This is a genomic window from Dactylosporangium sp. CA-139066, assembly GCF_050936175.1.
Classification (GTDB): Bacteria; Actinomycetota; Actinomycetes; order Mycobacteriales; family Micromonosporaceae; genus Dactylosporangium.
The window spans coordinates 299919-312979 of record NZ_JBNJNH010000002.1 but is presented as its reverse complement, the minus strand read 5'-3'; the positions used below and the strand labels follow the sequence as shown (position 1 = coordinate 312979).

7 protein-coding genes are annotated in these 13061 nt (G+C 73.5%); 4 read left to right on the top strand and 3 right to left on the bottom strand.

Annotation, left to right across the window (positions count from 1 at the left end; genetic code table 11):
- Positions 1-78: 78 nt before the first annotated feature.
- Both ACQEVU_RS45935 and ACQEVU_RS45930 read right to left on the bottom strand, forming a co-directional pair.
- The gene (locus tag ACQEVU_RS45935; protein WP_433335940.1) at positions 79-1197 is read right to left on the bottom strand and encodes a sensor histidine kinase; all 1119 of its coding nucleotides are present in this window, start codon (positions 1195-1197) and stop codon (positions 79-81) included.
- On the bottom strand, positions 1194-1853 hold the full coding sequence (locus ACQEVU_RS45930; protein WP_433335938.1) for a response regulator transcription factor: 660 nt from the start codon (positions 1851-1853) through the stop codon (positions 1194-1196). Before ACQEVU_RS45930 ends, ACQEVU_RS45935 begins: the two co-directional genes overlap by 4 nt.
- Positions 1854-1954: 101 nt before the next feature.
- Between ACQEVU_RS45930 and ACQEVU_RS45925 the strand changes: the two genes are divergently transcribed.
- Entirely contained in the window at positions 1955-2821 is an 867-nt protein-coding gene (locus ACQEVU_RS45925; protein ID WP_433335936.1) for a S1 family peptidase, read from the top strand.
- 373 nt (positions 2822-3194) lie between these two features.
- The gene (lysS, locus tag ACQEVU_RS45920; RefSeq protein WP_433335934.1) at positions 3195-4613 is read left to right on the top strand and encodes a lysine--tRNA ligase; all 1419 of its coding nucleotides are present in this window, start codon (positions 3195-3197) and stop codon (positions 4611-4613) included.
- Between the two features lie 541 nt (positions 4614-5154).
- On the opposite strand, the gene ACQEVU_RS45915 is transcribed toward lysS, so the two are convergent.
- Positions 5155-6303: an acyl-CoA dehydrogenase family protein gene (locus ACQEVU_RS45915; protein WP_433335932.1), complete on the bottom strand. Its 1149-nt coding sequence runs from the start codon at positions 6301-6303 to the stop codon at positions 5155-5157.
- 186 nt (positions 6304-6489) lie between these two features.
- Between ACQEVU_RS45915 and ACQEVU_RS45910 the strand changes: the two genes are divergently transcribed.
- Positions 6490-7911 carry a UDP-glucose dehydrogenase family protein gene (locus ACQEVU_RS45910; protein ID WP_433335930.1) on the top strand — a complete coding sequence of 474 codons (1422 nt, stop codon included), beginning with the start codon at positions 6490-6492 and terminating at the stop codon, positions 7909-7911.
- 216 nt (positions 7912-8127) lie between these two features.
- On the top strand, positions 8128-13059 hold the full coding sequence (locus ACQEVU_RS45905) for an SCO7613 C-terminal domain-containing membrane protein (RefSeq protein ID WP_433335928.1): 4932 nt from the start codon (positions 8128-8130) through the stop codon (positions 13057-13059).
- The last annotated feature ends 2 nt before the right edge of the window (positions 13060-13061 follow it).

Here is a 13061-nt window from a genome sequence, read left to right as displayed (position 1 = left end):
TCACCGTCCCGTGTCGCGGTCACTGTACCGCGGGGCCGTGGCTGCGAGGAGTCACGCTCGGCGCTATGACCAAGGGGATCATCGATCGGCGGTGCGGTGCTCTCCGCGCCTTGCCGGGGCGGCCGCGGGGAGCGTGACCTCGACCCGCAGGCCGTCGCGGCCGGTGGAGGACGCCGCGATGGTGCCGTCGTGCGCACGGGTGATCGAGCGGGCGATCGCCAGGCCCAGCCCGGCGCCGCCGCTGTGGTCGATGCGCGCCCCGGTGCGCCGCCGGAACGGCTCGAACAGCGCCGAGACCTCGTCGGGCGGGACGTCGTCGCCGGTGTTCACCACGACGAGGGCGGGCTCGTCGCCGACCTGCACGTCGATGGTGCCGTCGGCGCGGTTGTACTTGATGGCGTTCTGCACCAGGTTGGCGACCAGGCGCTCCAGCAGCACCTGCTCGCCGAGCACAATTCGCGGGCGCAGCCGGCTGGTGACGGTGACGCCGGCCTCGGCGGCCCGGCCGCGGTGGGCGTCGAGCACGGCCTCGACGATGTGGTCGAGCCGCAGCGGCGACCAGGACATCAGGCCGCGATCGCTCTCGCTGAGCACGAGCAGGCCCTCGATGAGGCGCTCGTTGCGCTCGTTGGTCTCCAGCAGCTGCGCGGTCAGCAGGGCGAGCTGGTCGGCGGTGAGGTCGTGGGCCATGCCGACCTCGATGAGCGTGCGCTGTACCGCGAGCGGCGTGCGCAGCTCGTGCGAGGCGTCCGCGGCGAAGCGGCGCTGCGCCTCGTACCCGACGGCGATGCGGTCCATCATCTCGTCGATCGCGCGGCCCAGGACGGCCAGCTCGCCGCGGCCCGGTCCCGGGCGCAGCCGGTGCCCGAGGTTCTGCGGGCCCACGTCGGCGATCAGCGGGGCCAGGTCGCGCACGGGCCACAGGCACCAGCGCACCGCCGGCACGCAGCACGCGACCAGGGCGGCGAGCATCAGCGTCCTCGTCAGCGTGTAGGGGATGCTCGGGTGATGGAACAGCTGGGCGCAGACGAACGAGCTGTCCGGCGGCAGGCGGTACTCCGGCCGGGCGCACCACGACGGGCCGAGCGCCCGCCACAGCGCGAGCGCCAGGTCCGCGGCCAGCGGCACGAACTGGGCGACGACGAGGGCGATCGCGAGGACGAGCAGGATCCGCCGCGCCGGTGAGCCGACTCTCATGAGCCCAGCCGGTAGCCGATGCGCGGCACGGTGTGGATCAGCGGCGGGTCGCCGAGCTTGCGCCGCAGCGTCATGATCGTCACCCGGACGGCGTTGGTGAACGGGTCGGCGTGCTCGTCCCAGGCCTGCTCCAGCAGGTCCTCGGCGCTGACGACGCGGCCGCCGGCCCGCATGAGCACGTGCAGTACGGCAAACTCCTTCGGCGACAGCGAGAGGGTGAGCCCGTCACGCGCGGCGGTGTGGCGGGTGATGTCCAGCACGATTCCGTCCTGCTCGAGCACCGGCGGCAGGGCCGGGGCCGAGCGCCGCGACAGCGCCTGCAGGCGGGCGACCAGCTCGGCGAACGCGAATGGCTTGGTCAGGTAGTCGTCCGCGCCCAGGCCCAGGCCCTCGACGCGGTCGCGGATCCCGACCGCCGCGGTCAGCATGAGCACTCTGGTGCCGGCGCCGGAGCTGGTGATCAGGCGGCAGACGTCGTCGCCGCTGCGCCCGGGCAGGTCCCGGTCGAGCACGGCGACGTCGTAGCGGTTGACGCCGAGCCGCTCGACGGCGCTGTCCCCGTCGTACACCACGTCCACGGCCATGGAGAACCGGCGCAGCCCCGCCGCCAGCGTGTCGGCCAGCATCCGCTCGTCCTCGGCCACCAAAACCCGCACGCCGCATCCTCTCGCTCGCCGGGTAAAGCTTTCATAAGGACGCCGCTGATGGGCGCCGAACGGTCCGATCCCGAGCATGGAGCGTCGTGACAAAGCTCCTCATGTTGACGTTGGTGGTCCTGGCCGCGATCGCCGGGCCCGCGGAGCCGGCGTGGGCGATCGCGCACGGCGAGGACGCGCCCGCGGGCGACTATCCGTTCTCGGTCCGCCTCACCATGACCGGCATCCCGACCGCCGACAGCGGCGCCCGCGACAGCTGGTGCTCCGGCGCGCTGGTCGCGCCCCGCTGGGTCATCACCGCCGGCCACTGCTTCCGCGACGCGGGGGACCAGCGGGTGAGCCGCCCGGTGGCGCGGCGGACGACCGCCACGATCGGCCGCGGCGACCTGTCCCGCCCGGGTGGTCACGAGGTCGAGGTCGTCGCGGTACGCCAGGCCGAGACCGCCGACGTCGCCCTCGCCGAACTCGCCACCCCCGTCACGGACGTCACCCCGCTGCTCGTCGGCGACGCCCCACCGGCGGCCGGGGAGACGGTGCGCCTGACCGGCTTCGGCCAGACCGACGCCGACTCCGGGGCGCCGGCCCGGCTGCAGACCGGCGAGTTCGTCATCGGCCGGATCGGCGACTCGGACCTGGAGGTCTCCGGGCGCAGCCCGCGCCCCGACACCAGCGCCTGCCCGCACGACTCCGGCGGCCCGTACTTCCGCGAGGCGCCCGGCGCCGCCCCCGTCCTCGTCGGCGTGGTCAGCAACGGCCCGACCTGCCCGCACAAGGGCGCGGACGTGAGCGCCCGGACCGACAACCTGGCCGGCTGGATCGCCGGCGTGACCGGGGCCCGGCCCAACCCGCTGCTGGACCCGTCGCTGTGGCTACGGCTCGGCGGCGGCGCGCTCGCGCTGCTGCTGGTGGTCCTGGCCATCCGGGCGGGCCGGCAGCGCACGACCGGCGCAGCGGTACGGCGGGCGTAGTTCGCGCTTCTTTGAAGCCTCAGCCATCAGCTCCGCAGCACGTGCTGCTGGAAGCGCCGGGCGTGCCCCTCGAGGTCCGGGTCGACGCGGCCCGGCACCGCGGTGTCCGGGCCGGTGAGCACCACCCGGACACAGCCGCGACCGGAATGGCGACGATCGAGCCGATCGAAACGGCGAGACCGACCTGCGTCAGCGACAACGGGGTCAAGCGCAGAAAATAGAGCAGGGGGACGGGAACCCAGATGCGGGCGGCCGGGGGTCCGTACGGACGCGGCGAATTGCCCCGGCCTCTATACTTTGCCGACGCTCAGCCGCGGATCAGCGGTCCGGCGTCACCCAATCGTCTGACGAGCCAGGAAGCCGAATCGTGGCCATGAGCATGCCTCAATCCTCGTCCTTCAGCCCGGCGAGCGGTTACCGGACCGACACGGTCGCCGCGGAAGCCCAGCGGGCGGCCGATGCTACGAAGGTCCGGCTCGCGGGGCGGATTGTGCTGTGGCGTACCTTCGGCGGCCTCGTCTTCGGCCACATCCTCGACCGCAGCGGCCAGATCCAGATCTCGCTGCGCCGCGACGAGCTGGGCGCGGAGACGTTCGCCAGCTGGTCGCGCGCCGTGAAGGTCGGCGACTTCATCGGCGTGGCCGGCCAGATGTACACCAGCAACAAGGGCGAGCCGACCGTGGCGGTCGCGGAGCTGACGGTCCTCAACCGCTCGCACCGGCAGATGCCCGACAAGTGGGCCGGCATCAGCAGCGCCGAAGTCCGTTACCGCCGCCGCTATCTCGACCTGATTGCGAACGCCGCCACTCGCGAGCGATTCCGGGTGCGCTCGCGGGCGATTGCGGAGATTCGCGCCTACCTTGACGGGCTTGATTTCACCGAGATTGAGACGCCGATTCTGCAGGACGCGGCCTCCGGCGCCGCCGCCCGTCCGTTCATCACCCACCACAACGCCCTCGACGAGGACCTCTACCTGCGGATCGCGCCCGAGACCTACCTCAAGCGGGCGGTCGCGGGCGGAATGGAGCGGGTGTACGAGATCGGGAAGCTCTTCCGCAACGAGGGCACCGACGCCTCGCACCTGCAGGAGTTCACCAGCCTGGAATGGTATGCGGCGTACTGGGACTACCGCGACAACATGCGGGTCATCCGCGAGATGATCATCACGGTGATGACCAAGGCCCTCGGCAGCACCAAGGTCACCTATCAGGACGTCGAGCTGGACTTCGGCGCCGATTGGCCCGAGATCGACTACCGCGAGGCCGTGCTGGAACGCACCGGCATCGACCTCACGCAGATCCAGGAACTGCCGTCGCTGCGCGAGCGGGTGGCCGCCGTGTTCCCAGGGTCCGACATGGTGGAGGCGCCGTCCTACGCCGGGCTGGTCGACCTGCTCTACAAGCGCACCGTCCGCCCGCGTCTCATCCAGCCCTGCTTCCTGCTGCATCACCCGGTGGAACTCGCGCCGCTGGCCCGCCGCAGCGACGAGGACCCGACCCGCCTCGACATGTTCCAGGTGCTCGTGCACGGCTGGGAGCTCGTGAAGGCGTACTCGGAGCTGGTCGACCCGGTCGACCAGCGCAACCGTCTGGTCGAGCAGATGAACATGCGCGCGGCCGGCGACGACGAGGCGATGATGCTGGAGGAGGACTTCCTGGAGGCGATGGAGTACGGCATGCCGCCGATGTCCGGGCTCGGCATCGGCATCGACCGGTTCGTCGCCCTGCTCACGGACGCGCCGAACCTGCGGGACGTGGTGCTGTTCCCGGCCATGCGGCGAGACGTCGGCTGACGGAGCCCGCCCCGTCGAACACTGCAGACACCGGCTGCACATCGATACCGTCGTGGCGCGAGACGAGATGCGCCGCGACGGGGGGAGCCGCCGGTCACGCCGCGGGCAGGTGATCTCCGGGTGGCGTTTGGAGCAGCCACGCGAGAGGCATCTGTGCTTTCCGCTCGTAGGTGCCGGCTGGGCCGAGTCCGTACAGGGTCACGGTCTGCGCCGCGTCGCGGGCGACGGTCTACTTTCCCGGTCCGATCGGGATGGGACGCCGGCGGAAGGTGCTTCGATGCGGTGCGCGAATCCCGGCCGCGCCATGTTTGATTACCGTATGTAGATATTTGACTGAGGCATCCGCATGCATGCCTCGCGAGGCGAGGATTTCGCCAGAATGGCCGATCAGTGACCGTGGCCGCCCGAGGCCAAGTTGAAGATCAACCTCGGGCGGGCCGGTAGTGCTTACGTGCCGAACCTTGCCCCGCAGTTCAGCAGCCGCCGCGTCATGCCGGGTCGGTCGCCGACCGGATGGGCCGTGCGCCGGGAACGCTTTGCCTCAGCCCTTCAGGAGCTGCCTCGCCATCACGATGCGCTGGACCTGGTTCGTGCCCTCGTAGATCTGGGTGATCTTCGCGTCGCGCATCATGCGCTCCAGCGGGAAGTCCTTCGTGTAGCCGTAGCCGCCCAGGAGCTGGACCGCGTCCGTGGTGATGGACATCGCGGCGTCCGAGGCGAAGCACTTCGCGGCCGCGCCGAAGTACGTCAGGTCGGCGTCGCCCCGCTCCGACTTCGCCGCCGCGGCGTAGGTGAGCTGGCGGGCCGCCTCCAGCTTCATGCCCATGTCGGCCAGCATGAACTGGATGCCCTGAAAGTCCGAGATCGGCTTGCCGAACTGTTTGCGCTCCTGCACGTAACCCAGTGCGAAGTCCAGAGCGCCCTGCGCGATGCCCAGGGCCTGGGCCGCGATCGTCACCCGGGTGTGGTCCAGGGTGCGCATCGCGGTGGAGAAGCCGGTGCCGGGCTCGCCGATGATGCGGTCCGCGGGGATGCGCACGTTGTCGAGGTACACCTCCCGGGTCGGGCTGCCCTTGATGCCCAGCTTCTTCTCGGGCGCGCCGAAGCTCACCCCGGCGTCGGACTTCTCCACGACGAAGGCCGAGATGCCGCGGGAGCGCGCGGCCGGGTCCGTGATGGCGAAGACCGTGTAGTACTCGCTCACCCCCGCGTTGGTGATCCACCGCTTGACGCCGTTGAGCACCCAGAATTCGCCGTCGCGCTCGGCGCGGGTCTTCATGCCGGCGGCGTCGCTGCCGGCGTCGGGCTCGGACAGGCAGTAGGAGAACATGGCCTCGCCGCGGGCGACCGGGGGCAGGTAACGCTGCTTGAGCTCCGCCGAGCCGGCCAGCAGCAGGGGCATCGTGCCGAGCTTGTTGACGGCCGGGATCAGCGACGACGAGGCGCAGGCGCGGGCCACCTCCTCGATCACGATCGCGGTCGCGAGGGCGTCCGCGCCGGCGCCGCCGTACTCCGCCGGGATGTGCGGAGCGTGAAAGTCCGATGCGCGCAGCGCATCGTAGGATGCCTGGGGGAACTCGCCGGTCTCGTCGGCCGCAGCGGCGTTGGGCGCCACCTTGCCGTCACATACCGCACGCACGGCCTCACGCACCGCCTCGTGCTCCTCCGGCAGCTGATAGACCTCGAACACGGCAAACCCCCTCGTCGCAGCATCCCTGAACCGCCGTTCAGCGGCTCGCCCGATGTGAGCATACCGACGAGTAACGAATCGGCTGGAGGCGCAGGGGCGGCCGAGGGACTATCCTCGCCGTGGCGACGTCGGCCCATCCAACAGGACCCGGCCACGGCGCGGACATCGATCGAGCGGAGACAAGGCGTGACCATCGCGTACCCGAGCACCCCACCCGTCGTAGCCCCGCCGTCCGGATCGGCGAGGCCCCGGCTGACCTTCCTGGGCACCGGCTACCTCGGCGCGACCTATGCCATCTGTTTCGCCGAGCTGGGGTACGAGGTCATCGGCTTCGATATCGACGAGGCCAAGATCGCCAAGCTCGCCGGCGGCGACGTCCCCTTCCACGAGCCCGGCCTTGACGAGCTGCTGCGCAAGAACCTCTCCGCCGGTCGCCTGCGCTTCAGCACCTCCTACGAGGAGACCGCGGAGTTCGGCGACATCCACTTCATCTGCGTCGGCACCCCGCAGCGCGCCGACGGCATGGCCGCCGACCTGTCGCACGTCGAGAGCGCCGTGACCAACCTGGCGCCGCACCTGACCCGCAAGGCCCTCATCGTCGGCAAGTCCACCGTCCCGGTCGGCACCGCCGAGTGGATCGAGCAGCTCGTCGAGCGCAACACGCCCGAGGGCCTCGGCGTCGAGGTGGCCTGGAGCCCCGAGTTCCTGCAGGAGGGCGTGGCCGTCGAGGACGTGCTGCGGCCCAACCGGGTCATTTTCGGTGTGAAGTCCGAATGGGCTACCGGCATGCTCTACTCCGCCCACAAGGGCGTGTTCGACCTGGCGGTCACCGAGGACCGCGAGGTGCCGGTCGTCGTCACCGACTTCGCCACCGCCGAGCTCGTGAAGGTCGCCGCCAACGCCTTCCTGGCCACCAAGATCTCGTTCATCAACGCGATGGCCGAGGTCTGCGAGGCGGCCGGCGCCGACGTCACCCAGCTGGCCCGCTCGATCGGCTACGACGCCCGCATCGGCAACAAGTTCCTGCGCGCCGGCGTCGGCTTCGGCGGCGGCTGCCTGCCCAAGGACATCCGCGCGTTCCAGGCCCGCGGCCAGGAGCTCGGCGTCGGCGAGGCGCTGCGCTTCCTGCACGAGGTGGACCTGATCAACCAGCGCCGCCGCCAGAAGGTCGTCCAGCTCGCCGCCGAGCTGCTCGGCCGCGGCTACGGCCCGGCCGGCCCGGACCTGGCCGGCACCCGCATCACGGTGCTGGGCGCCACGTTCAAGCCCAACTCCGACGACGTGCGCGACTCGCCCGCCCTCTCGGTGGTGCGCAAGCTCGCCCGCTCCGGCGCCGACGTGACCGTCTACGACCCGGAGGGCATGGACAGCGCCCGCGCCGACATGCCGGACGTCGCCTACGCCAAGACCCTCACCGATGCGGTCACCGGGGCCGACCTGGTCTGCGTGCTCACGGAGTGGGAGGAGTTCCGCAACGCCGACCCCAACGCGCTGGCCCCGCTGGTCGCCGCGAAGAAGGTCATCGACGGCCGGAACTGCCTCGACCAGGCCGTGTGGGTGGCCGGCGGGTGGGAGTACCGGGGCATGGGGCGCCCGGTCGTTTCATAGAGAAACTCCCGAACGAGCGCTTCGCTTTCGTAGCACGGCGAAACAAGGCATTCTTCCCAGTAGGGCGTGAACGGCCGGGGAACCGCACCGCGGTGACCCGGCCGACAGCACCGGGGGAGGAGTGGCGTGGATACGTATCCGTGTCCGGCGTGCCATGGGCCGGCCACCGAGGCCACCGGCTGCCGTAACTGCGGCCGGCCGCACGATCCGGACGCCATGGCACTCGCCCTGTTCCAGCGCACGGTCGCGGCGCTCGAGCAGAAGAAGCGCGACCTCACCGACGACACCCAGGCCCTGCGCAAGCAGCTGGCCCACACCACCGCGCAGCGCGACAGCCTGCGGCGCAAGGTCCGGGCCTCACTCGACGCCGAGCAGGCGGCGAAGGCCAAGCGGCCGCTGCTGGGCCGCGCCCGGGAGACGGCGCCGCCCGCGGTCACCGCGCCGACGAGCCCCAACCCCCAGCAGCGGTACTCCCCGAGGGCCCCCCACGCGATCGAGAGCGGCCACGCCACGGACGGGCCCGAGGGCGGGACGTCCCGCCCGGTCATCGCCCCGGAGCGACCCCGGACCGGCCAGGTCCCGCAGATGCGCCGCCCGCCCGGCGGGGGCGGCGGCGGGGGCGGCGCCGACCAGCCCGAGGCCACCCGCTCCAGCATGCAGGCGTCCGTCCTGGCCCTGGGCGGCCTGCTGCTGGCCGGCGCGGCGATCGTGCTCACCGTCGACGCGTTCGGCACCGTCGGCACCTTCGGCCGGGTCGTCTCGCTGGCCGCCATCACCGCCATCGCGCTCGCGCTGCCGCTGGTGCTCGTCCGGCGCGGCCTGAGCGCCACCGCGGAGACCGTCGCCTCGGTCGCTCTGCTCCTGGTGCTGCTGGACGGCTACGTCGTGCGCTCGGAGAAGCTGCTCGGCGCCGACGTACCCCGGTTCAGCACCTATCTCGGCATCGTCTGCCTGCTGACCGCGGGCGTCGCCGCCCTATACAGCCTGCAAAGCCACCTCATCGCCTCCCGCTACGCGACCCTGCTGGCCCTGCAGCCGGTCCTGCCGCTGCTCGCCTTCGAGCAGATCCACGGCCCGACCGGCTGGGCGGTCGCCCTGTCCGGGGTCGCCGTCATCGACCTCGGCTTCGCCGTCGCCCTCAAGCGGTCGGTCCAGCGGCGCATCGACGCCCACCACGAGCACGCCGAGGCCGAGGACGAGCCGGCGCACACCGGGCGCACCAACCGCATCGCCGATGGGCTCATGCGCGACCTCGCCTGGGGCCTGTTCGCCGTCGCCTGCGCGCTGGCGCTGCTGTGCGCCGCGGTGGGGCTGGCGAGCACCGCCGAGCCGCTGCCGACGCTGCAGGCGGCCGTCGCGATGCTGATCGCCGCGGCCCTCGGCGTCGGCGGCTCGCTGGCCTGGCGCCGCGGCGCGCTGCCCGACGTCACCGCCGGCATCGCCACCGCCGCGGTGATCGTGGCCATCGCCCGGGTCGGCGCCGTCTGGCTGCCCGGCTCGACGCCGCTGTTCCTGGCCCTGGCCGTGACCGTCGCCGCCGCCGGCGTGCCGTTCCTGCCGGTCGACGCCCGCCGCGGCCCGCGCTATGCGGTGTCCGTCTCGGCCGCCGGCGCCACGATGCTGGTGCTCGCCCGGGCGTTCCCGGGCGTGGCCGCGCCGCTGCGGGCCGCGTGGCCGGTCTGGGACGCCGACCTGAGCCGGTACACCGCCCGCGTGCACGAGGCGGTCGGGGCGGACGGGTGGCAGTACGTCATCGCCGTCCTCCTGCTCACCGGCGCCGGCGTGCTCATGCTGAGCGGCCGCAGCGAGCCCGTCGGGATGCCGCTGGGCGTGCCGTGGAGCCCGGCGGTCCCGTCCGAGGAGCTGCGCGCCGACGTCGCCGTCATCGGCGGCGCCCTCACCCTGCTCATCGCCCCGGCCGCGCTCGGCCTGAGCTGGTTCGCCGTGCCCGCGCTCGCGGTCAGCGCGGCGATCGCGGCCGGCGCGCTCGCCCTGCGGGTCCGCGCCGCCCACACCGCCTGGGCCTGCCTCGGCGCCGCGCTCGGCCTGGGCCTGTACGCGGCCGCGGCCAGCCTGGCCGGCCCGGCCGCCACCTCGGTCACCCTCACCGCGATCACCATCGCCGGCGCCGCGATCGCGCTGCTGCCCAGCCCGCACCAGACCGACGGCGGCCGGCTCGCGGTCACCCGCCGGGTCACCGACGCCGCGGGCGGCGGCGCGCTGTTCGCCCTGCCCGGCGCGGCCGCGGCCGGCGCCGCGATCGTCTTCGGCGACCTGCCCGGCGGCGCCACCGTGGTGCTGGTCCTGAGCTTCCTCGCGCTCGCCGTCAGCCTCGGCGTCGCCGCGCTGACCCAGGTCGCCCGCAGCGAGCCGAGCCCGCCGCTGCTGGCCGGGGCCACCGCCGGCGCGATCGCGGTCGGCATCGCCACCGTGGCCGCCCGCGGCGCCACCACGATCGACCTGGTCATCGGCCTGCTCATGCTGATCGCCGCGGTCATGCTGTGGGCGGCGCCACGGATGGACGACCGGCAGACCTTCGGCATCGACTTCAGCGGCGCCGACGCCGCCGCCGCGGCCGTCACGATCGCCGCCATCAGCGCCGTGGCCCGCGCGGTGTCGCTGGCCGCGTCCGGCATCGAGGTCGTCACGCTCGCGCTGCTCGTCTTCATCGCCGCGGTCGGCGCCCGGACGCTGCCCGAGGAGTGGCGCCGCGGCCCGGTCGCCGGCGCCGCCTTCGTCGGCTTCGGCACCGGCCTCTACGCCGGCGCCCTGTCCGTGGTCGCCGCCGTCGGGGTCATCCGGGCCGCGAGCCCGCCGTGGGCCGCGCCGCTGGACGCGACCTGGGCCGCGACCGCGCACGGGCTGGTCCAGTTCGGCTGGCAGGTGCCGATCGCCCTGCTGCTGCTCGCCGGCGCGGCCGCGATCGCGCTGCCCCAGCCGTACGGCGACGACACCGCCGCCAGCGCCGTCGTGCTCGCCGCGCTCGGCGCGCCGATCGGCCTCGGCCTGGGCTGGTCGGCCCCCATGCTCATCGGCTGGGCCGCGGCCACCGGCGTCGGGGTCTGGGCGAGCTTCGCCCGCAGCTGGCGCGGCGCCTACACCCGGCTCGGGGCGGCGCTCGTCGCCGGCGCCTACGCCGCCGGGGCGAGCCTGGTGCGCCCGGGCGCGACCGCCGGCACGCTGGCCGCGCTGGGTGTCAGCGGCGCCCTGGTGGCCGGCCTGGCCCGCGTGGTCGCGCTGCGCCGCGGCGACGTCGACGAGGACGAGGACTCCGGGGAGACCGTCGGCGGCCCGCTCACCGTCGTCGGCGGCGCGGGCGTGGCCGGCGCGCTGTTCGCGTTCACCGGCGCGGCCGCGGCCATGGTCGGCGGGCTGTACCCGGAGCGGGCCAGCACGATCCTGATCGCCGCGCTCGCCACCGCCGCCCTCGGGCTCGCCGCCGCGGCGGCCGGGGCGCAGCAGGCGCCGGGGTACCTGCCCTACGTCAGCGGCGGCGTCGCCGTGTCGGCCACCACGACCGCCGTCGCCGCGCTCATCGCGCAGCGTCAGGGCGCCGTCGTGTACGCCGCCGCGGCCGCCCTGCTCGGGGTGCTCGCCGAGCTGCTGCGCGCCAACTGGTACCGCCCGACCCGCCTCGAGCCGGCCCGCGGCTTCCGCCCCGACCGGACCAGCCGGCCGGTCACCCGCTGGCGGCAGTCGACGGTCCCGCGCAACTTCGCCCTCGGCGTCGCCGCGGCCGCCGGGGTGCCGGCCGGCATCGTCGTGGTCTTCCTCGCGCCGGCGCTGCTGGCCGCGCTCGCCGGGCCGTACCGCTGGATCCAGCATCCCTGGACCGGCACCCCGGCGACGGCCGCGGACCTCGGCTCGTACGCGCATGACGCCGGCAACAGCACGCACGTGCTGGGCGCGTTCCTGCTCACCGTGGCCGGCGCGCTCATGGCCGTCGGGCTCGGCGGCAGCGGCCAGGCGGTGGCCAACCGCGCGGTCGCGATCGTGGTGCCCGGCATGTCGCTCACCCTGCTCATCGCCCCGGCCGCGATGCACGCGCCGTGGCCGGTGCAGCCGACCCTGGCCCTGATCGTGGCGACGATCGCCGGCCTCGGCCTCGCGCTGACCTACCCGCCGTCGGACGACAGCCCAGACGGCCGGCTGCTGATCCACGCCCGCCGGCTGGTGTTCGTCATCGCCGTGCTGGCCGCCGGCGCCGGCGGGGCGGGCAGCCTCGCCACCCGTACGCAGACCCTCACCTGGCTCGCCGGCTCGGTCGTGGTCGGCGCCATCGGCGGCATCTGGGGCAAGACCGTCAACGGCCGGATGCTCGGCTGGCACGTGGCCGCCTCGACCGCCGAGGGCTTCGCGGTCGCGGCCGGCCTGGCCGCCGGGCTGAGCCTGAAGCAGTGCGCGTTCCCGCTGCTCATCGTGGCCACCGGGCTGCTGGTGCTGGGGGCGGCGCTGCCGCGGCTGCGCCCGAGCGACTCCATCAACCGGGAGGCGCTGACGATCGAGGCGGCCGGTTACGCCGGCGCCGGCATCTCGGTGCTGCTCACCCTCGGCTCGCCCGCACTCACCGCGGCCGCGTTGACCGCGGTCGGGGCCGTGCTCGGCCTGTCGGCGGCGCGCAAGGGCCGCAGCCCGCGGCAGCGCACGATCCTCATCATCGCCGCGTCGGTCGCCGAGCTGATCGCGATCTGGCTGCTGCTGATCACCGTGCGGGTCGCGGTGGTCGAGGCCTACACGCTGCCGTTCGCCGCGCTGGCCCTCATCACCGGCCTGATCGAGATCCGCAACCGCCCGGAGCTGGGCAGCTGGCTCGCCTACGGCCCGGCGCTGGTCGCCGGGTTCGCGCCCAGCCTGGCCATCGCGGTCGCCCAGCCCGACTCCCCGGAGCTGCGGCGGGTCCTGCTGATCCTGGCCGGCGTGGTCACGGTGGCGGTGGGCGCGATACGCCAGCAGAAGGCGCCGGTCGCCGTCGGCGCCGGCGTGACGGTGATCGCCACCGTCAACGAACTGGTCCGCATCGGCCTGCCCTGGTGGATGATGCTGCTGCTGTTCGCGGGCACGGGCGCGCTGCTGGTGAGCCTGGGGGCCACCTACGAGCAGCGCCAGCGCCTGGACCGCCTGCGCGGGGTGTACCGCGGGATGCGCTGACG

Excerpts from the sequence above, each read along its gene's own strand:
- ACQEVU_RS45935 (WP_433335940.1), bottom strand. The coding sequence starts at position 1,197 with ATGAGAGTCGGCTCACCGGCGCGGCGGATCCTGCTCGTCCTCGCGATC.
- ACQEVU_RS45925 (WP_433335936.1), top strand. The coding sequence starts at position 1,955 with ATGTTGACGTTGGTGGTCCTGGCCGCGATCGCCGGGCCCGCGGAGCCG.
- lysS (WP_433335934.1), top strand. The coding sequence starts at position 3,195 with ATGAGCATGCCTCAATCCTCGTCCTTCAGCCCGGCGAGCGGTTACCGG.
- ACQEVU_RS45905 (WP_433335928.1), top strand. The coding sequence starts at position 8,128 with ATGGCACTCGCCCTGTTCCAGCGCACGGTCGCGGCGCTCGAGCAGAAG.